Annotated in this window: 23 protein-coding genes and 2 pseudogenes; 17 read left to right on the plus strand and 8 right to left on the minus strand. The window is 46.7% G+C overall.

What is annotated here, in order from left to right; all coding sequences use genetic code 11:
- Window positions 1-133 precede the first annotated feature (133 nt).
- A pseudogene (locus tag ACW9JV_RS04585) lies at window positions 134-292 on the minus strand (TetR/AcrR family transcriptional regulator); the annotation flags it as partial.
- Window positions 293-463: 171 nt separating this feature from the next.
- Here ACW9JV_RS04585 and ACW9JV_RS04590 point away from each other — a divergent pair.
- The 3 genes from ACW9JV_RS04590 to dapF all read left to right on the plus strand — a co-directional run bounded on the left by ACW9JV_RS04590 (window position 464) and on the right by dapF (window position 1,926).
- Window positions 464-700, plus strand: a complete 237-nt coding sequence (locus tag ACW9JV_RS04590) for a YuzB family protein (RefSeq protein WP_457331813.1) — start codon at window positions 464-466, stop codon at window positions 698-700.
- 115 nt (window positions 701-815) lie between these two features.
- Complete coding sequence (locus tag ACW9JV_RS04595) at window positions 816-1,055, plus strand: hypothetical protein (protein ID WP_457331815.1); 240 nt, start codon at window positions 816-818, stop codon at window positions 1,053-1,055.
- A gap of 13 nt (window positions 1,056-1,068) precedes the next feature.
- Window positions 1,069-1,926, plus strand: a complete 858-nt coding sequence (dapF, locus tag ACW9JV_RS04600) for a diaminopimelate epimerase (RefSeq protein WP_457331817.1) — start codon at window positions 1,069-1,071, stop codon at window positions 1,924-1,926.
- A 332-nt stretch (window positions 1,927-2,258) separates the two neighbouring features.
- Here dapF and mqnE (ACW9JV_RS04605) read toward each other — a convergent pair whose 3' ends face one another.
- Both mqnE (ACW9JV_RS04605) and mqnE (ACW9JV_RS04610) read right to left on the minus strand, forming a co-directional pair.
- Complete coding sequence (gene mqnE, locus ACW9JV_RS04605) at window positions 2,259-3,356, minus strand: aminofutalosine synthase MqnE (protein WP_457331819.1); 1,098 nt, start codon at window positions 3,354-3,356, stop codon at window positions 2,259-2,261.
- Between the two features lie 27 nt (window positions 3,357-3,383).
- A complete protein-coding gene (gene mqnE / locus ACW9JV_RS04610) occupies window positions 3,384-4,463 on the minus strand; it encodes an aminofutalosine synthase MqnE (protein WP_457331821.1) in 1,080 nt (359 codons plus the stop codon).
- 234 nt (window positions 4,464-4,697) lie between these two features.
- Here mqnE (ACW9JV_RS04610) and ACW9JV_RS04615 point away from each other — a divergent pair, with 234 nt between their 5' ends.
- The 3 genes from ACW9JV_RS04615 to ACW9JV_RS04625 all read left to right on the plus strand — a co-directional run bounded on the left by ACW9JV_RS04615 (window position 4,698) and on the right by ACW9JV_RS04625 (window position 5,757).
- Window positions 4,698-4,922 carry a hypothetical protein gene (locus ACW9JV_RS04615; RefSeq protein WP_457331823.1) on the plus strand — a complete coding sequence of 75 codons (225 nt, stop codon included), beginning with the start codon at window positions 4,698-4,700 and terminating at the stop codon, window positions 4,920-4,922.
- Window positions 4,923-4,976: 54 nt separating this feature from the next.
- On the plus strand, window positions 4,977-5,354 hold the full coding sequence (gene erpA, locus ACW9JV_RS04620; RefSeq protein ID WP_457334575.1) for an iron-sulfur cluster insertion protein ErpA: 378 nt from the start codon (window positions 4,977-4,979) through the stop codon (window positions 5,352-5,354).
- 157 nt (window positions 5,355-5,511) lie between these two features.
- Window positions 5,512-5,757 (plus strand): site-specific integrase, encoded by a 246-nt coding sequence (locus ACW9JV_RS04625; protein ID WP_457331825.1) that lies wholly within the window; start codon window positions 5,512-5,514, stop codon window positions 5,755-5,757.
- An 81-nt stretch (window positions 5,758-5,838) separates the two neighbouring features.
- Here the strand turns inward: ACW9JV_RS04625 and ACW9JV_RS04630 are convergent, their stop codons facing one another.
- Window positions 5,839-6,939: a flagellin N-terminal helical domain-containing protein gene (locus ACW9JV_RS04630; RefSeq protein ID WP_457331827.1), complete on the minus strand. Its 1,101-nt coding sequence runs from the start codon at window positions 6,937-6,939 to the stop codon at window positions 5,839-5,841.
- Between the two features lie 262 nt (window positions 6,940-7,201).
- On the opposite strand from ACW9JV_RS04630, the pseudogene ACW9JV_RS04635 reads away from it, so the two are divergent.
- From ACW9JV_RS04635 to ACW9JV_RS04650, 4 genes and pseudogenes are all read left to right on the plus strand, one after another.
- Window positions 7,202-7,294: pseudogene (locus ACW9JV_RS04635) on the plus strand (iron-sulfur cluster assembly accessory protein); the annotation flags it as partial.
- A 338-nt stretch (window positions 7,295-7,632) separates the two neighbouring features.
- Window positions 7,633-8,841 carry an NAD(P)/FAD-dependent oxidoreductase gene (locus tag ACW9JV_RS04640; RefSeq protein ID WP_457331829.1) on the plus strand — a complete coding sequence of 403 codons (1,209 nt, stop codon included), beginning with the start codon at window positions 7,633-7,635 and terminating at the stop codon, window positions 8,839-8,841.
- Window positions 8,842-8,969: 128 nt separating this feature from the next.
- Complete coding sequence (locus tag ACW9JV_RS04645; RefSeq protein ID WP_457334577.1) at window positions 8,970-9,299, plus strand: YuiB family protein; 330 nt, start codon at window positions 8,970-8,972, stop codon at window positions 9,297-9,299.
- A gap of 96 nt (window positions 9,300-9,395) precedes the next feature.
- A complete protein-coding gene (locus ACW9JV_RS04650) occupies window positions 9,396-10,004 on the plus strand; it encodes a 3D domain-containing protein (protein ID WP_457331832.1) in 609 nt (202 codons plus the stop codon).
- Between the two features lie 52 nt (window positions 10,005-10,056).
- Here the strand turns inward: ACW9JV_RS04650 and ACW9JV_RS04655 are convergent, their stop codons facing one another.
- Window positions 10,057-10,539 (minus strand): divergent PAP2 family protein, encoded by a 483-nt coding sequence (locus tag ACW9JV_RS04655; protein WP_457331834.1) that lies wholly within the window; start codon window positions 10,537-10,539, stop codon window positions 10,057-10,059.
- A 428-nt stretch (window positions 10,540-10,967) separates the two neighbouring features.
- Here ACW9JV_RS04655 and ACW9JV_RS04660 point away from each other — a divergent pair, with 428 nt between their 5' ends.
- Genes ACW9JV_RS04660 through dctP form a run of 3 tightly spaced genes read left to right on the plus strand, consistent with a single transcriptional unit; the run spans window position 10,968 to window position 13,971 of the window.
- Window positions 10,968-11,510, plus strand: coding sequence for a TRAP transporter small permease (locus ACW9JV_RS04660; protein WP_457331836.1), 543 nt, complete (start codon window positions 10,968-10,970; stop codon window positions 11,508-11,510).
- 27 nt (window positions 11,511-11,537) lie between these two features.
- A complete protein-coding gene (locus tag ACW9JV_RS04665) occupies window positions 11,538-12,809 on the plus strand; it encodes a TRAP transporter large permease (RefSeq protein WP_457331838.1) in 1,272 nt (423 codons plus the stop codon).
- 46 nt (window positions 12,810-12,855) lie between these two features.
- Window positions 12,856-13,971: a TRAP transporter substrate-binding protein DctP gene (gene dctP / locus ACW9JV_RS04670; RefSeq protein ID WP_457331840.1), complete on the plus strand. Its 1,116-nt coding sequence runs from the start codon at window positions 12,856-12,858 to the stop codon at window positions 13,969-13,971.
- Window positions 13,972-14,003: 32 nt separating this feature from the next.
- On the opposite strand, the gene ACW9JV_RS04675 is transcribed toward dctP, so the two are convergent.
- Window positions 14,004-14,591 carry a biotin transporter BioY gene (locus ACW9JV_RS04675; protein WP_457331842.1) on the minus strand — a complete coding sequence of 196 codons (588 nt, stop codon included), beginning with the start codon at window positions 14,589-14,591 and terminating at the stop codon, window positions 14,004-14,006.
- A gap of 155 nt (window positions 14,592-14,746) precedes the next feature.
- Here ACW9JV_RS04675 and ACW9JV_RS04680 point away from each other — a divergent pair, with 155 nt between their 5' ends.
- Both ACW9JV_RS04680 and ACW9JV_RS04685 read left to right on the plus strand, forming a co-directional pair.
- A complete protein-coding gene (locus ACW9JV_RS04680) occupies window positions 14,747-15,466 on the plus strand; it encodes a glycerophosphodiester phosphodiesterase (RefSeq protein ID WP_457331844.1) in 720 nt (239 codons plus the stop codon).
- Window positions 15,467-15,541: 75 nt separating this feature from the next.
- Window positions 15,542-16,012, plus strand: coding sequence for an S-ribosylhomocysteine lyase (locus ACW9JV_RS04685; RefSeq protein WP_457331846.1), 471 nt, complete (start codon window positions 15,542-15,544; stop codon window positions 16,010-16,012).
- Between the two features lie 337 nt (window positions 16,013-16,349).
- Here the strand turns inward: ACW9JV_RS04685 and ACW9JV_RS04690 are convergent, their stop codons facing one another.
- Window positions 16,350-16,967: a cysteine hydrolase family protein gene (locus ACW9JV_RS04690; RefSeq protein ID WP_457331848.1), complete on the minus strand. Its 618-nt coding sequence runs from the start codon at window positions 16,965-16,967 to the stop codon at window positions 16,350-16,352.
- 150 nt (window positions 16,968-17,117) lie between these two features.
- Here ACW9JV_RS04690 and ACW9JV_RS04695 point away from each other — a divergent pair, with 150 nt between their 5' ends.
- Both ACW9JV_RS04695 and ACW9JV_RS04700 read left to right on the plus strand, forming a co-directional pair.
- The gene (locus ACW9JV_RS04695; protein ID WP_457331850.1) at window positions 17,118-17,615 is read left to right on the plus strand and encodes an Lrp/AsnC family transcriptional regulator; all 498 of its coding nucleotides are present in this window, start codon (window positions 17,118-17,120) and stop codon (window positions 17,613-17,615) included.
- Window positions 17,612-18,796: an aminotransferase gene (locus ACW9JV_RS04700; protein WP_457331852.1), complete on the plus strand. Its 1,185-nt coding sequence runs from the start codon at window positions 17,612-17,614 to the stop codon at window positions 18,794-18,796. Before ACW9JV_RS04695 ends, ACW9JV_RS04700 begins: the two co-directional genes overlap by 4 nt.
- Before the next feature lie 65 nt (window positions 18,797-18,861).
- On the opposite strand, the gene ACW9JV_RS04705 is transcribed toward ACW9JV_RS04700, so the two are convergent.
- On the minus strand, window positions 18,862-20,202 hold the full coding sequence (locus ACW9JV_RS04705) for a sodium-dependent transporter (RefSeq protein ID WP_457331854.1): 1,341 nt from the start codon (window positions 20,200-20,202) through the stop codon (window positions 18,862-18,864).
- Between the last annotated feature and the right edge of the window lie 77 nt (window positions 20,203-20,279).

Raw genomic sequence — 20,279 nt, forward strand, 5'->3', positions numbered from 1 at the left:
CATATTCACTGAGAAAACAGCTGAAATGGGCGCGCAGTTTCGACAGAAAAGGGCGTCTCTGCATGCTGTATGTATAAACATATTCATCCATATGCAGCAGGCGGTCTGCCGCGAGCGTCAGCATAATCGATTCTTTTGTTGGAAAATGATTAAAAAAAGTTCCTTTGCCGACTTGAGCTGCTTCGGTGATTTCCTGTACGGTGGTATTGTCAAATCCATAGCGGCGGAAAAGGTCAGAAGCAGCATCCAGTATGTTCTTGCGTGTCTGTTGTTTTTTTTCCGTACGTTTCAAGGAGCATCACTCCGGTATGATGTTCAACTAAAAAATGACCCTGGTCACATAAATTATAACGATTTCACGGGGAAAATACAATGTGCGATTGCTTCATTCAGGCATACTGGTTGACGAATCGCACCTGCAAAGATAGGATGAATAAGAGTACCATGTAAAGGGTGAATACCAATGTTGCCGATTATAGAATTCTGTATGAGTAATCTGGCAGGCGGCTCCCAGAAGGCAATGGAGGAACTGGAAAAAGATCCAAACCTCGATATCATTGAATACGGCTGCCTCGGAAACTGTGCACAGTGTGCGATGACGATGTATGCACTGGTGAACGGTGAGGTTGTCGAAGGAGACGATGCTCAGGAACTTGTCAGCAATATATACCAGCATCTGGAAGAAAATCCGATGTTTTAATAAAGGTGGGGCTGCTTCTTAACAGAGCAACAGCTGTTTGGAAGCAGCCCTGTTTATCCAAAAGGCGGTATATCGTAAAACGTCTACAGGATGAAGTTTACAAAGGAGGCCCCGGATGAAACCCATTCCGTTTGATCATTCCTGGCCCTATGAGAAGATGGGGGAAGACATTTACATTGAAGAATGCCCTTACTGTCACAGTAGTAATGTACTGACGTATATGAAAGAAAAACACTTGCAGCAGGCGAAGGAAAGCGTAAAAACACGCCTTGTCATGCCTTGTTGTCACGGGCGGATGATGATTGTGGAAGCAGACGATGATTATTTCTGGACGACCGAAAAGCTGCGGCGGTGAGGAGGAACAGGTGATGAGATTCACAAAAATGCACGGTCTCGGTAACAGTTATGTATATGTAGATGGGTTTGAGGAAGTTCTGGAAGAAGATCGGCTGCCTGATCTGGCCCGGGAGGTGTCTGATAAACATACCGGCATCGGCTCCGACGGCCTGATACTGATATGCCCGTCCCATACAGCAGACATAAAGATGAGAGTGTTTAATGCTGACGGATCCGAAGCAAAAAACTGCGGCAATGGGATAAGGTGTGCCGTGAAGCTGGCCTGGGAAAAAGGAAGGGTGGCTTCTTTCGACATCCAGGTGGAAACCCTCGGCGGCATCATGAAGGCTGTACTGGATCCTGGTACTGCCGGTCAGAAATCGACAGACGTCACCGTTGATATGGGAGAACCGGGACTTCGGAAAAAAGATCTTCCTATGGAAGGAGATCCTGATTCGCATACGGTGGAGGAACCAGTGGACGTACGGAGCAGTGTATTAAATGTAACGGCGCTCTCCATGGGTAACCCACACGCCGTCATATTTGAAGCGGATGTCCGCGAAGCACCATTGACCTCTGCCGGACCGTTGCTGGAAAAGCACACGATGTTTCCGGAGCGGGCCAATATTGAGTTTGTAGAAATGGTCACGGAGCGTGAGATGCATTTCCGTGTATGGGAAAGAGGTTCCGGAGTTACTCAGGCATGCGGTACAGGGGCCTGTGCAGCTGTCGTGGCTGCTGTGCTGACCGGAAGAAGCAGGAAGGGAATCGAGGTACTGGTTCATCTTGAAGGCGGAGATTTACGGATCACATGGGACAACGACGGCCGTGTCTGGATGAACGGACCGGCTGAAACAATATGCAGCGGTATATACGGGATGTCAATATAAAAGGATGGGCTGTATCAAAGTTCATTTAAGTTAGATGGATCTCTATAAGGAATTGGACATCCGCTGCAGGCGGACGCTTTTCGCGGGCATGGCCTCAGCCTCCCCGAATGAGCCATAACGGCTCATTCTGCGGGTCTTCACCTCATGCTTGGAAAAGGAAGCAGGCTAAAAACGCCACATCCTGTGGCAACGCCTGCATGACCAACATCCTGTTTGCCCTGAGCCGCCGCCTTCCACTCCTGCCCCAAGTGATTTTTCTTGAAAATAGAGAAGGAGCTGTATCTTTTGACACAGCCCCAAAAAGAGTGCAGGCGCGCCCGCCTGCACTCTTTTTAATATGCTTTGATTGTATTGTAAAATGTGTCGCGTTCCACAGGCTGTTTATTTGCTCCTTTGATCAAATGAATCAGTTCTTTGCGCGTAAGTCCCTGGGACGTGAGTGCTCCGACAGAGTGGGATATCCGTTCTTCGATCAGGGTACCGTGAATATCATCGGAACCAAATGTGAGCGCCATCTGGGTCAGCTGCGCTCCGATGTTAATCCAGTACGCTTTGATATGATCAAAATTATCAAGCATCAGCCGTGAAATGGCCACCGTGCGCATATCATCGTAAGGAGAGGTCCGCTGGTGCCATCCGGCGTTCAGTTTGCGGGGCTGCATGGCAAGGGGGATGAACACCATAAACCCGTTCGTTTTGTCCTGCAGCTGCCGGAGACGGTCCATATGAATGAGCCGCTCTTCGAATGTATCAATGGAACCGTACAGCATCGTCGCATGGGTTTTCATTCCCAGGTTATGTGCGGTTTCATGGGCTTCGAGCCATTCATAGGTAGAAGCTTTATCCGGACTCATTTTAGCCCGGTACCGTTCTGTCAGTATTTCCGCCCCTCCGCCGGGCAGGGTGTCGAGCCCCGCTTTCATAAGTTCCTGAAGCACTTCTCTCATGGAAAGTCCGGAGATACGCGCGAAAAACTCAATTTCTGCGGCTGTGTAAGCTTTAACGGCAGCCTGGGGATAATGTTTTTTCAAGGTACGCACGGTGTTCAGATAATACTCAAAACCGACCTCCACGTTGTGGCCGCCGACAATATGAAATTCCTGTATATTGTCATTCCACCGTTTTTCCACATATTCCAGCAGTTCTTCTTCATGCATGGTGTAGGCGCCTTCCTGTCCGGGTTTGCGCTTAAAACCGCAGAAACCGCAGCTGGCTTCACAGACATTGGTCGGATTGATGTACATATTCTCGATAAAATAGACGTTGCTGCCGCTTTTTTGTTCATTGACCTGATCAGCAAGCTGGGCGATGCTGAGCAGGTCGCTCGTGTCATACAGGTAAAGACCGTCTTCGATCGACAGCCTTTCCCCCGTCTGAACTTTTTCGGCAATTTCCTCCATACGGGTGTCTTTCATTAAGGTGACTGCCATTTTATCCTTCCTTTCCGGATGGGCGGTTTAATAGGTCTGTATAATACGATAAAGCGTGTCTCGTTCTGCAGGAATGCTGCCGGTTTCCCTGATCATATCAATGAACCATTGTTTTGGTACCATCTGGGACGACTGATTTCCGGCGGCATGAACGATCTGTTCTTCCATCACTGTCCCGTCGAGATCATCCACCCCGAACTGAAGGGCAATCTGAGCCAGTTTCTGCCCGATCAGCATCCAGAAGGCGCGGATATGAGGAAAATTATCCAGCATCAGCCGGGCAACAGCAAGCACTTTCAGATCATACCAGCCGGTGGAAGTCCTGTCGATGTTGAATTCCCCGGCTAACTGTGTCTGCCCCGGCTGAAAGGCGAATCCGAAAAAAGCATTGAATCCGTTCGTTTCATCCTGCAGAGTCCGCAGCCGGATCAGATGATCGATCACATGCTCCGGCTGTTCGATATGACCATAGAGAATAGATGCATTGGAAGGCATACCGAGCGCGTGAGCGGTGCGGTGAATGTCAAACCAATGCGAAGCATCGGTTTTGTGTCCTGAAATAACTGCCCGTACGTCAGGATCGAAAATCTCCGCACCTCCGCCAAGTATGGAGTCAAGACCTGCTGCATGCAGGCGCTTGATGGTCTCTGTTTCCGTCAATCTGGACACGTGTGCAAGATAATGGATCTCCACGGCAGTGAATGCCTGGATATGAATGCCGGGGTTATGTTTTTTAGCCAGGGCGAGCATATCTTCATAGTACGAAAATGGAAGTTTTGGGTTAATCCCCCCCACGATATGAAGTTCAGTGAACCCCTTCCCCTGTATGTCGATGAACTTACGTTCCAGTTCCTGTAGATCAAGTGTGTAGGAAGAGCTGTCTCCGGGTTTGACACCAAAAGCACAAAGTTTACAGTTTAGGTAACAGACATTCGTGTAATTCAAGTGAGTGTTCTGGATAAAATAAACATGGTTTCCATTCCACTTTTTCCGCACACTGTCGGCAAGGGAGCCGATACGAAGCAGATCCGGCGAATTCATTAAAAAAACACCGTCTTCAAAACCAAGGCGTTCCCCTGCATGGACTTTTTCTGCAACAGACTGCATTTGATCCGGCTTCAGCTTTATCGGAGCCGCCTCCTTTATCCCTAGTATTAATCACATTATACTACCGGAGGAAAGGAAATAAAAGAGAATGGAAGAAATAAACATTGATCTTTGCCAGAAAAACAATTGTTTTTTTATGGAAAAAAAGGTAGAATAGAAACAATCACCCATTCAACCATTCAACCATTCAATGATTCATCAGAAGGGAATCCCCGTGTAAGGGAGGTAATCACATTGGGGGATCATCAAGTATATCATGCTTTTCAGGAGGAACACCTGGAACTGCTCCGGGTTAAAATGATGGAAGCGGCCCGGACACATGGTTTTCATCATCCGCTGGTGCAGTATTACAGTAAAGAAGTGGATCAGGAACACAACCGCCTGCTTGGGCTTCAGTCCCATGAGAAGGGGTTCCCTTCAACGATATATCCGACGCGGAGAAACTGGCAGGTCGTTTGATCCCTGCCGGCAAAAACGATATACTGAAAGTACAATCCTGTTTCAATAATCAGCATTCAGGAAGAGGAGGTATACGGTATGATTACGATCACAGAATCCGCCGCAGCGCAGGTTAAAACGATGATGGAAGAGGAAGAAGACCCGAACGTGAAGCTTCGTGTCGGCGTTAAAGGCGGGGGCTGTTCCGGTCTTTCCTATGGTCTCGGATTTGATACAGAGGTGGAGGAGAGCGACCACGTACTGGAACAGAACGGCCTGGAAGTTCTCGTGGACAGCGACAGCGCAGACGTTCTTCAGGGAGTAGTCATTGACTATAAACAGAACATGATGGGCGGAGGGTTCACGATCGACAACCCGAACGCCATCGCCAACTGCGGGTGCGGAAGCTCGTTCAAAACCGCAACAAGAGCCGGAACACCGGAAGATTGCTGATATTGTATGAGCCAAAAAACACTAACAATCCATCATTTTTAAGGTGAGTATTAACAACCCTTAAATGTGATATATAGGGTTATGATTCAAACCCCTTTTAGCGGAAAAACATTTCGTTAGAAGGGGTTTTTTGTCGTTAAAAAAGAGAAAACGCAGAGTGGCAGTAAGTAATGTGCCGGAATTAACGTTAGAACAAGCTGTTGATATGGTTGTTTCAGGTAAACGGGCAGAAGGATTAAGAGAACGAACGCTTTTAGATTACGTGAAAATGTGGAGCTATTTTCAGAATTGGTTACAGGAAAACTATGAGATTGAAAATGTCTCCGAAATCACAACAGACATGATCCGCAACTATATCCATTGGATGCGGTACGACAAGCAAAAATATGGAGGGCACAAATAAAAAGAAATACTTCGTTATATTGGAATAAACCAAGATATGAAAGATGAAGCTATTGAAGCGCTGGATTTTTGATATCTTGGTTTATTGATTAAGTAATTGTAATACTTGTTGCGGTTGCTGATTAGCTTGAGCTAACATAGACTGAGATGCTTGTGCCAATGTACTTGCTCTAGTTTGTTCCATTATTTCTTTTGCCATATCTGTGTCTCTAATTCTTGATTCTGCGGATTGTAGGTTCTCAGAAGAGTTATCAAGATTAGAAATTGTATGTTCTAATCTATTTTGATAAGCACCTAATTTTGATCTTTCGGAAGAAACTGTCTCTATAGCGTCATCAACCACTGAAATAGTATTTTCAGCATCCTCTTGATTTGAAATAAACGTCATTTCAGAATCGTGAACAGTAACATCACCATTATCCACAGTTATATCTAACTCACCCTCTTTAAGGTCATCGTAATTAAAATGTGAGGTAAGGGTTTCGGTGGTTCCGTCCACTCTGTGCCACGTAATATCAGATTCACTACTATCCACTGTTCTGCCTGTATCCCAACCTTCACCAGTCAAATTAAAATGAAAATCATCATCTTCATTTTTGGATATGGTTATAGTGAACTCACCATTATCAAATCCGTCTGATGCTTCTACATCTGTGATCCCAATTCCGGGTTTTTCTATTGATAATAACTCTGTGGATTCTATGTTTTTCATTCCGATTTCAAAGTTTAGGTCAGCATTTGCACCAACTTGAATGTTTTCTTTGAAACTGCCGTCTAACAATTTTTTTGTATTAAATTCAGTACTTTTAGTAATATCATCAATCTCTTTTGTTAATTCCCCAAACTCCTTTTGTAAACTTTCCCTATCATTGTCAGTGTTTGTGCCGTTAGCAGACTGTACTGACAGTTCACGCATACGTTGGAGAATACTATGTGTTTCATCAAGCGCTCCTTCAGCAGTTTGTATTAAGGAAATCCCATCTTGTACATTTCTATTTGCTTGATCCAATCCTCGTATTTGCGCCTCCATTTTTTCAGATATGGCTAAACCTGCCGCATCATCAGCTGCTTTATTGATACGCTGTCCTGAAGATAGCTTTTCCATTTTGGATGACAGAGCATTACTGTTTTTGTTTAATTGATTTAGAGTGTTCAATGCTGGTATGTTTGAATTAATAATCATAAGTACACCTGCTTTAATTCATGAATTATCATTATTATCGGCAATATTCATTGGATTTTTATGGATGTTGGATAATTTTAGTGCAACCTACATACAACCAAAGGTTTTTGTTGAAAAGTTGCTAGAAGTTGGGTGAAATGAAAGCACAATTCACCGCTATTAGGGGAAGGAATTATGAAGTACAATTGCAATTAACAATTCCTTCGATGTTTCATAAACCTTGATTTATCAGTGTTTTTTAATATTATGAGGTTGTCAGGAATTTACGATCGACACCCCGAACGCCATCGCCAACTGCGGGTGCGGAAGCTCGTTCAAAACCGCAACAAGAGCCGGAACACCGGAAGATTGCTGACAAATATAATACCGGAATGTGAGGAAGGCGTACCTGATCAGGGACGTCTTCTTTTTATGGCATTCTGTTCACACGTTTTGTAAGAAGTTTTTCAACAAACGGTTGAAAAACATCAAAAAAAGAAATATCATGTTAAATGTGAAGTGTGACGATCCGCGGTTCTAATGTAGTCCCGCTTTTTCTTCTGGACTTTGTATATTCTATTTCGTCTTATTACATGGACGTTTTTTCTAAACCTGTATACGTGAAATGAATCACATGCGGGATGTAAAGATATACAGGGAAACGGGAAGCCTAAACATACGTAACATTTTAAAATGGAATTGGATGTGATGACAATGACGGCGGTGAAACCGACCATACTTATTCTGGGTGCCGGATACGGCGGGATGGTGACGGCCTCAAAAATTGCGAAGCAGTTCGGAGCCAACGATGCGAACGTTATCCTGATCAGTAAGCACAATTATCATTATCAGACCACCTGGCTGCACGAACCTGCAGCAGGTACCATGGACCCTGAACGGACACGCATGCCGATCGATTCTGTAATTAACACAAATAAAATCAAGTTTGTGCAGGATGAAGTCGAAGAGGTCAAAAAAGAGGAAAACAAAGTACTGCTTAAAGAAACAGGCGAAATGGAATATGATTACCTCGTTACCGCACTGGGAGCTGTTCCGGAGACTTTTGGCGTCGGCGGCGTGTTCGAACATGCTTTCAGCAAATGGACAGTAAACGGTGTGCGGGAAATGAAAGAGCACATTGAATATTTGTTTGCCAAATATAACAATGAACCGGAACCGCGTGATGATTATCTGACGTTCATCGTGGCAGGAGCAGGTTTCACAGGAATGGAATTCATCGGCGAACTTAGTGAAAGGATTCCTGAGCTCTGCCGCGCTTACGATGTTCCGAAAAACAAAGTGAAGATGTATGTGATTGAAGCGGCTCCTACAGCTCTTCCTGGGTTTGATCCGGAACTTGTAGAGTATGCGATGAATCTGCTCGAAAACCGCGGCGTGGAGTTTAAAATCAATAAACCGATCAGTGAAGTGACAGCAGACGGCGTCGTGCTGAAAGACGGAGAGGAAATTAAATCCCAGACGGTCGTATGGGCTACAGGTGTACGCGGCCATCCGGTCATTGAAAAATCCGGCTTTGAAAACATGCGCGGCCGGGTGAAAGTGGAAAACGACCTTCGCGCTCCTGGTGAAGACAATATCTTCATTATCGGTGATTGTTCTCTCATCATTAATGAAGAAACGGAACGCCCTTATCCGCCGACCGCGCAGATCGCCATGCAGCAGGCGGAAGTTGTGGCTGAAAATCTGCTGGCTCTTATCAAAGGACATGAGCTGAAGGAATTCAAACCGGATATAAAAGGTACGGTGGCTTCCCTTGGCGGCAAAGAAGCTATTGGTGTAGTCGGAAACAAGAAACTGTACGGCTCTTCCGCCAATTTCATGAAAAAAATGATCGACAACCGGTATCTATGGATTCTGGGCGGAACCGGTCTTATGCTGAAAAGAGGAAAAAATCCATTATAGGTTACGTTTTCTTCCGGCCCTGCGGTACGACACAACACCCGCAGGGCTTTGCTTTTCTGTCACAAAACCGTCAAAAAAGTTGTGTATAATAAGAAATCTGAACGTTGTCTGTGGAGGTGAGACTGGAAGTGTCCGGGATCGCAAGTTTGCCTCAGCTCATTATTTCAATGATGCTGTTTTTACTTCTGTTTTTCGGTATTGGATTTTTACTTAACATGATTCTGCGTTCCACCTGGGTGATGGCTGTCACTTATCCTGTCATTGTTATTCTGATTATTGATGAAGTCGGGATTTTTGATTATATATTTTCTCCTGTATCTTCCTTCGGCGCGTTGGGAGGACATATTACCAACCTTCAGCCGGTGGACATTTTGATTCTGACCTTCGGACTGATCGGTGCCATATTGGCCGGTATTGTTATCAAGATGCTGCGGAACCGCGGGTACCAGATGTTTTAAGTTACTGTCCGCGTGCATAATTGCATGATTTTATGGAAAAGCTGTTTTGGTGAGAGGAGTGGTCTCATGCAAAACAGCTTTTTCAGGAGATTACTTATGTGTGTTCTTTTTACAGCAGCGCTTGTTACTACCGTTTCATATATTACGAATGTACAAGCGGCGGAACTTCCCCGTTATTTTTACGACTATTTCCAGGAGTCCTCTGCGGAAAAAACCAGCATGCCGCTGCCGCTGAAAGGGGATGTGAAACATGCCGGGAGGAAGATACCGGAAGCAGAATCCCTTTTTAAAGTAGAGAACGGACTGACGGAAACGGTAACAGCGACCGGTTATACGGCAGGATATGAATCCACCGGAAAAACGGAGTCTCATCCCGGATACGGCATTACCTATTCCGGGGTGAAAGCCAGAAGAGACCGTGTGTCGACAATTGCTGCGGATCCTTCGTTTTTTCCAATCGGCACCGTTATGTATATTCCGGGTTATGGGTACGGAGTGGTGGCTGATACCGGCTCAGCTATAAAAGGAAGAAAAATTGATCTTTACTATGATACGGTGGAAGACGTGTATGAAGAATGGGGAAAACGTAACATACGTGTATTTGTGCTGAAAAAAGGGGATGGCTCCTTAACGGAACCGGAAATGGAAGCGATAAATAAAAGAAGGGGAGTACCGGTATTTAACCGGACTCCTTCTTCTGTCTGAATACAACGCAGACGGCAGCCCGGTGGAACGGGCTGTCTTTTTTTAACCCGTCTTACCAGACGGGAATGAAATATTGCCCGGCCCACGCAATAGCAAGACCCACGAGGCAGCCGAAGAAAACTTCAATCGGCTGGTGCCCCAGAAGTTCCTTGAGCTCTTCCCGTTTTTCTGTATCCTCTTTTTTCTGCCAGGACCTGGCTTCCGATACAAACTTATTGAAATCTACAACCAGCTGGTTTAACACGGTGGCATGATACCCGGCATGCCTCCTTACACCTGTGGCATCAAACAGTACAATGACGCCGAAAACCATACATATGGCAAAAAGCCCGGAATCAAATCCGTGTTCCAGACCGATTGCCGTGGAGACAGCGGTCACAGCGGCGGAATGGGAACTGGGCATGCCGCCTGTGCTTGTCACAAGCGTGAAGTCCCACTTTTTAGATGCAGTATAGGATAGAGGAATCTTAACGACCTGCGCGAAAAGAATAGAGCAGAGCGCAGCCCAGAGAGGAAAATTCTGCAGTATTTCCATAGTCTGTGTACGTCCTTTCACTGGTTGGCATCGTATTATTTGGAAGCATCCAACTTCACTAAGTCATCCTTTATTAATTTAGTGGATGCTGGTATACTTATAAACACCTTTATTTTTTCACATTTTTGAAAATTGCCCCATTCTTCATATAGAATCCAAGGCTGCATAAAATCCGGTATATAGTATTGTATCACAGGAACACCGTTCAGCGTTCCATCGTTTTATACTCCTTTACATGGAGGAAGACCGATTTTGTTTCAGTTATATTACAGATATGGAGTCCTTTTCCAAGCTTATTTCCGTTTACCCGATGAAATGAGGACATTTGCAGATTCACGGAGTTTGAATACATGCGTTCAGCCGGGTAAGATAAAAAGCATGCTGCTTTTTTCACACTATTAGTAATTCGAGAATGGATGCTGATGTTTATGAAGGTATTAAAAACGCTCGATAGAGGTTTGACCCGCATTGAAGAACTCATTTTAAGCCTTTCTATATTAACAATTACCGTCATGGTTGCCGGAAATGCCATCAGCCGTAACTTTTTCAGCAACAGCTGGGCGTTTGCCGAAGAAATCAGCGAACTTTCTTTATATGTAGCCACTTTCATGGGGATCAGCTATGCAGCCAGAAAAGGACGGCATATTACCATGTCGGCACTTTTTGATAATGTACCCTTCGCTCTTCGTAAAACCCTGGCTGTTCTTATCCCGCTGATCACAGCTGTTATTCTGTTTATTATGGCTTACTTTTCCTACGAATACGTTCAGTCGACTTCCGGGCGTGTCACCTCGGCGCTCCGCATCCCTTATTACTGGATGAATATCTGGGCTCCGCTCGGTTTTTTGCTTGGAGGGATTCAGTTTCTCCGGAATTTCTGGGTCAATGTAAGAAACAGGGATGTTTATCTGGCGGAGGAGCGGAAAGATTATCAGTCTGAAGACGAGGCAACCCGGCAGAGTACAACGTAAACTATACAGAATAGCGAGGAATGGCAGATGGTTACGACATTACTGGTCATTATGTTTGTGTTTTTATTACTTGGTTTTCCAATGATGATCCCGCTTATTCTGGCTCCTTTAACGGTGGTTCTGTTTTTCCTGCCGCAGGTGGAACCATTCCTGATGATCCAGCAGATGATGAGCGGTATATCAGAACCCATACTGCTTGCAGTTCCGTTGTTTATCTTTGCAGCTGATATTATGTCAATGGGAAAGACATCGAACCGGCTGCTCGATTTTGTTGGTGCCTTTGTCGGGCATCTGCGGGGCGGTTATGCGATAACGACGGCGGCAGCCTGTACTTTGTTCGGTTCCATTTCCGGCTCTACACAGGGAACGGTGGTGGCGATAGGAACGCCGATGCGCGAACGCCTGCTGAAAGTCGGATACAAGGATTCGACAGCGATTGCGCTCATTATCAATGCGAGTGATGTCGCACTCCTGGTGCCGCCGAGCATAGGGATGATTATTTACGGACTCATATCACAGACATCGGTTGGTGATCTGTTTATAGCCGGTATCTTACCCGGGCTTTTGATTTTTCTCTTTTTTGCATTATATGCCTATATTCACGCCCGTTTGTATAGTATACCGCTGGCGGAAAAGGCGACTTGGCCGGAACGTTTTCAGTTTACCTGGAAGGCGGTTTTTCCGCTGATGTTCCCGGTTATTATTATCGGGGGTATCTACAGCGGCTTTTTCACCCCGACGGAAGCAGCGGGAGTGTCTGTGCTGTACGCTTTGCTGCTTGAATTGGTAATATTTCGATCATTCAGCATCAAAAAGGTGCCGAGTGTAGCTCTTTCCACGGGATTGGTAACGTCCGCGGTGTTTATTCTCGTTGCGGGCGGCCAGGCATTTGCTTTCACTCTCGGCATAACCGGGATTCCGGGTATGATTGCAGAAACGTTTCTATCCGGAAGCCCCGGTCCGATTCAAGTATTAATCATTGTATCCATCTTTTTCTTTGTTGGATGTATGTTTGTTGATCCGATTGTTGTCATTCTTATCCTGACACCGATATTTCTGCCGGCGGCCACGTCTGCCGGAGTCGATCCGGTTCATCTCGGGGTGATTGTAACCTTTCAGGCCGCTCTCGGCTCGGCGACGCCGCCGTTTGGAGTGGACATCTTCACGGCGAGTGCCGTGTTTAACCGCTCTTACCTCGACACGATACGCGGCACACCACCGTTTATAGTTATGATGCTTATTGTTTGCGTCCTTTTAATTGTATTTCCAGAGATTTCTCTCTTCCTGGTGCCAGACTGATCAGGAAGTTGAGATATAGATTAATCATTTGAAGGGGGAAATAAACATGAAAAAAGGGAAGTTTAAATGGCTGCTGGGTACAGCGTTAAGCTCCTCTCTTGTCCTTGCTGCCTGCGGCGGCGGAGGAACAGATGAAGGAGGCGGTGACAGCGGAGAAGACTCCGGTGGAGATTCCGGAGGCAGCGGGGAAGAAGCTGCTGATGGAGAAACCTATGACTGGCGTTTTGTGACGGAGGAAAGCGAAGGGCAGATGCAGTATGAATATGCAAGCGAATTTGCCGATCGTCTCGAAGAAAAATCAGATGGACAGATTTCCATAGAAGTGTTTGAATTCGGCGGACTTGGTACAGAAGTGGACCAGGTTGGGCAGCTGCAGAGCGGCGCCGTTGAAATGGCTATCATTTCGCCGGGATTCACCGGAACGATGGTGGAAGAAGGACAGGTATTTGCGCTTCAGTTCCTGCTTCCGGACAACCAGGAGGATGTCCACGAGCTGCTGGAGTCCAGCGAAGCGCTGAATGAAGATCTTGCTGGTCTATATGAAGAAGAAAGTATCATGCCGCTTTCCTTCTTCACCGAAGGATTCATGCAGTGGACGGGGAGCAGCGAATTAATCGAGCCGTCCGATTTTGAAGGGTTTACGATGAGAACGCAGGATTCACCGCTGATTCAGCAGTCTTATGAACGGTACGGGGCAGATGCGACGGTCATGAGTGCCGGCGACCTGTATACCGGTTTGCAGAACGGAACGGTGGACGGCCAGGAAAATCCGATTTTCTTTATCGCCGACTCCTCTTATCATGAAGTCCAGGATTACATGACCATTTCCAATCACAACTCCTACGTTGCGATGATGACAGTGAATCCGGACTTTTATAACGGTCTGCCTGATGAAATTCAGGGCATGATCGACGAAACCGTGGAAGAAATGCGCGACGTTGGGTTTGAAATGCAGGATGAATTGAACAATCAGCTGCTTTCCGACATTGAAGATAATGAGGATACACCTACAGAGGTAACGGAACTAACTTCTGAACAGCGGGATGCGTTCCGTGAGCTGGCCATGCCGATGCGTGATTTTTACCGGGAAAACGCAGGAGATGAAGCAGGAGCTATCCTCGATAAACTGGAAACCGAAATTGAAGAGATTACCGGTGAATAATAAAAAGGAGCCCATTTTCGGGCTCCTTTTTTTCAGGCCGAACGTTTCGATGGGTTCAAAGAGGTCCGGCGTTCCAGCATGTGGTGAAGTTTCGGCACCGATGCGGCGGTTAAGGCGGTAAGAATGATATCCTTTACAAGGGGCAGAGCCATCCATCCCCATAACATGGCATAATGAAATCCTTCCGGCGCATCAGCAATCCACTGATAGGCAAAATACATATACGTCGTCCCCATTGCATAATTGATGGCAAGACTGATGAAAGCAGCTGTGAAAAACGTGGGCATACCGGGATTTGATTTCAATTCTATGATTTTTCCGGTTACATAGGCAATCACGATAAATGATAAAATAAAACCAAATGTTGGACTGAGCAAAGCGCGCAGCCCTCCGGAGAATTCTGCAAAAACCGGCATCCCGATCAGTCCGATCAGCATGTAAATGAACATGGAGAAGGCGCCGAGGCGGCTCCCGAGCAGCGCGCCGGCTGTAATGGCAATGATGGGCTGCAGGGTGACGGGCACACCGCCGATAACGAGAAAAGCGGCAATGTTCGCGCCGATTCCCATTAATGCAGCAAAAAGAGCTGCAGATACAATGTCGATAGGCTTGAATGTCATGAAGAAGACTCCCTTCTCATTTCTTCTGAATTATTATCATAAACAAAGACTTTCTTTATGTCAACTTCAAATACATATAAGTTGACGATGTGCGCTTGACGAATTCTGTTGTATAGTAAATATCCATCTATTTCAATACTCGGAGGATTCCGCTGATGACACGGAATGACAGAATAAAGGTGATTGCACACCGGGGCAGTGCAACGGACCGTATTAAAGAAAATACTGTAGAGGCATTCCGTCGTGCCGTTCAGGCCGGAGCTGATATGATAGAAACCGATATCCGGATGACAAAAGACAACCAGCTTGTCTGTGCCCATTACCCCACCTGGAATGGACGTTTTATCCGGGATTTCACGTATGAGGAATGGAGAGCGGAAACGGAACAGCGAGAAAACTGGACACCTGCATTGTTGACCGATCTTTTGCCGTTAGTGGAGGAAGGGACATCCTTCAATCTGGAGGTGAAAGAAAAAGGGCTGGAACAGAAGGTGCTGCAGCAGATTCCTGCGTCAGACCATATCCTGTTTTCCTCTTTCGATGAAAAGATTATAAAAAACATGAAAAAGGTGGATCCGGTGTGCCGGACAGCACTTCTAACGGGGGAGTTCTCTTTTTTACAGAAACGGAAAAAACCGTTTCAGTGGTGGAGGGATTATTTTCCGGAAAAGCGCCTGCAGGAAACGGGAGCCGACATCGTATGCCCCCATTACCGTCTGGCGGGTGCCCGTTTCATACAGCGGATGCACAAAAAAGGATACAAAGTGTATGTATGGACGGTGAACAAGCCGAAATACTGGGAAAAATTAAAGACGTACGGGGCGGATGCTGTCTTCACCGATGATGTGGCGGCCGGCAGACGGTTTGTTTCGTAAACGGTTTGGATTGCCAAAGAAAACGAAGGCATTGTATGATGGAGACAGGAGAAATAACAAAGGAGTGTTTTTGAAATGGCACGTGTAGAAAGTTTTGAACTGGATCACACCAAGGTAAAAGCACCGTACGTCAGACACGCCGGCTTCCAGAAAATCGGCACAGACGGCATTGTCAATAAATTCGATATCCGTTTCGGCCAGCCGAATAAGGAAAACATGACTCCGCCGGTTATTCATACGCTGGAACATCTGCTCGCTTTGAATATCCGCAGGTATGCCGAAGAATATTCCCATTTTGAAGTGATTGATTTGTCACCAATGGGATGTCAGACCGGTTTTTATCTCATCATGAATGGAGAACCGGAAATCAGCGAACTTATTGAAATTCTGGAAAAAACCATGGAATATTCGCTGACCCTGGAAGAAGTACCGGCTGCCAATGAAGAGCAGTGCGGGCAGGCGAAACTGCACCACCTGGATAATGCAAAAGAGTGGATGCGCTACTGGCTCGGTCAGGATAAAGATGAGCTGAAAAAAGTATTTTAAGAGCTCCATGAGACGGGGCTCTACAGAAAAAAACGCTTCCGATTATTAAAAATAGTCGGAAGCGTTTGTGTAGAATGCGCTATGAAAAACCAACATACTCCATTAGACTGTGTACATTATCACACCGAGATGGAGGTTTAGTATCTGATAGAAGATGGCTAACGGACACTATGGGACCGAAACGAAGAGATAGTGGTTTGCGGGCGGACACCGGGACCCGTTAATACTATGGGAACGGTGTCATGGTGTCTCCAAAAACGACGTTTGTGGACACTAAAATCACCCTTCGACTACTTAGTGTCCGTAAGCCGGAGCCCCATAAAAAAGGTGTGTTTTTCTAGGGGTTTTTCTCATCATAACGTTTGGCGCGGGCTATCAGGTCTTCGATGTTGTAGTCGCTGCTGTTGGTAGTATCGGCTTTCAGCACGTGATTCATCAGATCGAGAGCCAGCTCATTATCCTCGGAACTGTTGGATGCCGTGCAGTCACCGGGCACAAACAGCTGATAATGCCGCATGTAGGCATCATTGGCGGTGAAATGCACACACATATTGCCCGCAACACCTGTGATAATTAATGTTTTCACTTCCAGATAATCAAGCAGAATATCAAGCGGTGTCGCAAAAAAACCGGAGAACTGCGGTTTCAGCACAAAATAGTCATCGTCGTCCGGCTCAATGAGTTCTGTTACCTCTTTCCCTTTTACATCCTCCCGTTTGCAGTGGGCAATCAGTTCCTGAAAATCGCTCTGCCACCGTCCATAATTATCGTTAACATATATAACGGGGATGCCGTGAGATTTTACCCGCTTTTTTAAGGAAGCCAGATTTTTGGCTGCCTCCAGGGCATGCGGAAATAAGTAATCCCGGTCTTCAAACTCCATATCATTGATCATATCCAGTATTATCAGCGCAGTTGAAGACTTTTCTTTCACATGATGAAGCGTATCCGACATGTGCATCCCTCCATTCTTTCTCCGTTATTATTCCCGGAACTTCCTTCTCTTAAATCTAAAATACAATGTCGCCCGGCCTGTTCATATGATAAGATAGACGGTAATGAGAAAAGATGAAGCAGTGCTGTGCGACTGAAAGGAGAGACAGAGATGGAAAAGCATGAACTGGAAATCCTGAAGCTTGTTGAAGAAAACGGCCGTCTGGACGTAGCTACCATCGCCAAAATGGTGGACCGCAGGGACGAGGAAGTGCAGGCGGTTTTGAATAAATTGGAAAAAGACAATGTTATTGTCAGCTATGCAGCTGTGGTGGACTGGAGCAAAGTGGAAGAAAAGGAAGGCGTCACGGCCATGATAGATGTCAAGGTGACTCCGCAGCGCGGAGTCGGCTTTGATGAAGTAGCAGAACGCATTTACCGTTTCCCGGAAGTTAAAGCTCTTTATCTGGTATCGGGCGCTTATGATTTGTCTGTCGTCATTGACGGCAACACGATGTCTGAGATTGCCGGATTTGTGTCGGAGAAATTGTCGACCCTCGAATCGGTCATATCCACCACTACCCATTTCCGTCTGAAAACCTACAAACATGACGGTGTCGTATTTGAAGACGGGGAGGACGATGACAAAAGGATTGTGGTGTCGCCATGAGCACGCCTCCCGTAAGAAAAACAAACCGCCTGTCTGATGCTGCGCAGCAAATCGTGCCCTCCGGCATCCGCCGCTTTTTTGACATGGCGTCCACGATGGACGATGTGATTTCACTCGGGGTGGGGGAGCCCGATTTTGTGACACCCTGGAACGTCCGGGAGGCAAGCATCGATTCCATGGAAAGAGGATACACGGCTTATACGTCCAATCCCGGTATCATGGAGCTCCGCAGCGAAATTTCGGATTATCTCGACGACCGCTTCGGCACGATGTATGATCCGGAGAAGGAAATTATCGTGACAGCCGGAGCCAGTGAAGCGATTGATATTGCCGTCCGTTCTACAGTCAATCCGGGAGAGGAAGTCATTATCGTTGAGCCCGGCTTTGTATCGTATGCTCCGATCGTCTCCCTTGCCGGAGGCATCCCGGTTTCCATCGGGACACGCAAAGAAAATGAATTCAAGTTGACAAAAGAGGAACTGGAAGCGGCAGTAACCCCCAATACAAAAGCTGTGATGATCAGTTTTCCAAACAATCCGACCGGAGCGGTAATGACAAAAGAAGAGATGGCCCCGCTTGTCGATGTCATGGAAAAGCATGACCTGCTCGTATTTTCGGATGAAATCTATGCCGAACTGAGTTATGACAATCATCACTGCAGTTTTGCGGCCATGCCTGGGATGAGAGACCGTACGATTCTCATTTCCGGATTTTCCAAAGCATTTGCGATGACCGGCTGGCGCCTCGGATATGTATGCGCTCCGGCGGATATTACAGCAGCGATGTTGAAAATTCACCAGTATATTCTGATGTGTGCTTCCACTCCTGCCCAGTACGGCGCCCTGGAAGCACTAAGAAGCGGCCGGGATGATGTAGATCGGATGGTAACAAGCTATAAGCAGCGACGCAATTATATGGTGAAATCATTTGCCGAAATCGGACTTTCCTGCCATGTCCCCGGCGGGGCGTTTTATGCGTTCCCTTCCATTGAGGACACCGGTATGAGCTCAGATGCCTTTGCCGAAGCTCTGTTGAAAGAAGAGCATGTAGCCGTCGTCCCCGGTAATGTATTCGGGGCAGGCGGAGAAGGGCACATCCGTTGTTCGTATGCGACATCGATGGAATCTCTCGAGACAGCGGTGGAACGGATAGGCCGGTTTCTGCGCCGCCATGCGGGATAATAAACGTATAAAAAGAGGGGCCTCCACAGTATGGGAGGTCCCTCTTTCGTTTCGTAAAGTTACTTTTACCACACACCCAGCACATCCAGAAAAGCGGCAAGAATGGCTGCCGGGGTGATATAACGAAGCACGAACAGCCATGTATCAAAAATGCCGGAGTGGAGGTTTGAACCTTGCAGGAGTTCCTCTTTCAACGTGTCTCGTTTGATCCGCCAGGATACAAAAACGGCGATCAGAAAAGCTCCCAGTGGCAGCAGGATATTACTGACGAGAAAATCAATTTGATTAAAAAAGGTGTCACCGAAAAGCAGCCAGTCGGACAAAACACCATACGATAGGTTCGACGGAATCCCGAGCAGGAAGATGCCGATTCCGCCGATCCAGGCTGCCATTCTGCGATCTCCGGGACGACGGTAAGAAAGAGAAGAAACGACGATCTCAAGCAGGGAAAACGCCGACGTCAACGTTGCGAAAAGCAACAGAAGCAGGAACAGGGTGAAAAACACCGAACCAAATGCCATTTCGCTGAATACGGCAGGAAGAACCGTGAAAATAAGACTTGGTCCCTCGTCAGGCTCCAGTCCGAACGCAAATACCCCTGGAAATATCGCAAGGCCGGATAGAAAAGCGATAAGAAGACTTAAGCCGACAATAGAGGAAGCGGAGCGGACCAGGCTCTCTTTTTTCGACAAATAAGAGCTGTACGTCACCATAACCGAGACGCCGAGGCTCAAGGAAAAGAAAGCCTGGCCGAGAGCAAACAGAATCGTACCGCCGTCGAGACTGGACAAGTCCGGCTGCAGGAAAAACTGAACGCCTTCCATGGCACCGTCCAGAGTGACTGAACGGATAACCAGGACCGCAAAAATGAGAAACAGAGCGGGCATCATGATACTGCTGGCCCGTTCAATGCCTTTTTGAATGCCGCTCTGCACGACGAGAATGGTAAGAAGAATGAAAGCAAGGTGGGCTGCCCCAACCTCCCATTGGTTGGAAATAATGGATTCAAATAAGACTCCGTAATTACCGTCCGGTGGATTCGTTAAACCGCCGGTCAAGCTTCGGATAAAGTATGTAAGAATCCAACCTCCCACGACAGCATAAAAGGACAGAATCAAACAGGAGGACACAATACCGAGAATACCGAGGAGATACCAGGGAGTTCCGGGAGCCAGTTCCTGGTACGCCTGTATCGGAGGTTTCTGTGTTTTTCGGCCGATGACGAATTCAGCCAAAAGCAGCGAGGTTCCGAGCAGGAGAGTGAACAGGATAAATACGAGGAAGAAAGCTCCGCCCCCGCTCGTTCCAGTTACGTATGGTAATTTCCAGACAGCGCCCAGCCCTATGGCCGATCCGGCCGCGGCCAGAATAAAACCTAATTTTGAATGCCACTGTTCTCTTTTCATAGCTGCACTTCCTTTATTTAAACGATGTAAACATCTCAAAACCATATCGGAAAACCTGGCGCATTGTCAATGGAAAG

This window comes from Salibacterium sp. K-3, assembly GCF_054052005.1.